The sequence below is a fragment of the Streptomyces klenkii genome, from assembly GCF_003626645.1.
GTDB lineage: Bacteria > Actinomycetota > Actinomycetes > Streptomycetales > Streptomycetaceae > Streptomyces > Streptomyces klenkii.
The window spans coordinates 1-1046 of sequence record NZ_RBAM01000198.1; the positions used below are offsets into that span (position 1 = coordinate 1).

1 rRNA gene and 1 pseudogene are annotated in these 1046 nt (G+C 71.8%); one reads left to right on the forward strand and one right to left on the reverse strand.

From position 1 onward, the window contains the following. Positions 1–70 (forward strand): 5S ribosomal RNA (gene rrf, locus D7231_RS38725); the annotation flags it as partial. A 5-nt stretch (positions 71–75) separates the two neighbouring features. Here rrf and D7231_RS37225 read toward each other — a convergent pair. Next, positions 76–1046 (reverse strand): annotated as a pseudogene (locus tag D7231_RS37225) (hypothetical protein); the annotation flags it as partial.

Consider the following 1046-nt stretch of genomic DNA (forward strand, 5'->3'; position numbering starts at 1 on the left):
GGAAGCTAAGCTTTCCAGCGCCGATGGTACTGCATGGGGGACCGTGTGGGAGAGTAGGACACCGCCGGACAATTTTTATGGGACCTCCGGTTCCCCAGCGTACATGCTGGGGAACCGGAGGTCTTCTATTTGTTGTCGGTAACGCAATGCGTGAAATGAATGCAGTGCAGGAAAGGCAGGAACGCGGCGATGTCTTATTCGGACAATGAGCGTCCCGCCGGGTCGGGGCGCGAGCCGCGGCGCGGTGACGGTGGACGTGGCGAATGGCGGCGGGACGACCGGGGTCGGGCAGGAGACCGCCCAGGGTTCCGGCGTGGGCCCCGGCCCGAGTGGAACCGTGACAGGGACCGGGATGACCGTGCGGGCCGGCCGGACCGGGGCGACGGGCGACGGGACGACAGGCCCCAGGGAGACCGGGGGAGTTACCGTCGCGACGACCGGCCCCGCGACGACCGTCCGCGCGGGGACCGGCCGGATCAGCGCCGGGGAGACCGGCCCTCCGGCCAGCGAGGCGGCTACGGCCGCGACAACCGCCCCCCGTACGGGGAGCGGCGGGAGTTCCGCCGGGATGACCGTCCTGGGGGTGAGCGTTCCGGCGGTGGGTACCGGCGCGAGGAGCGTCCCTACGGCGAGCGGCGGGAGTTCCGTCGTGACGACAGGCCACAGGGGCAGCGTTCCGGTGGCGGCGGTTATCGGCGTGACGAGCGGCCTCAGGGCGAGCGTTCCGGCGGTGGCTACCGCCGCGATGACCGGCCGCAGGGAGAGCGGCGCGAGTACCGGCGTGACGATCGCCCGCAGTACGGAGAGCGCCGCGAGTTCAGGCGTGATGAGCGGCCCTACCGGCAGGATCGGCCGCAGTACGGGGAGCGCCGTGAATACCGTCGCGACGACCGGCCCCAGGGCGAGCGTTCCGGTGGCGGCTACCGCAGGGACGACCGGCCGCAGGGAGAGCGGCGGGACTACCGGCGTGACGATCGGCCGCAGTACGGCGAGCGGCGCGAGTACCGGCGGGATGACCGTCCTCAGGGTGAGCGTTCCGGTGGGGG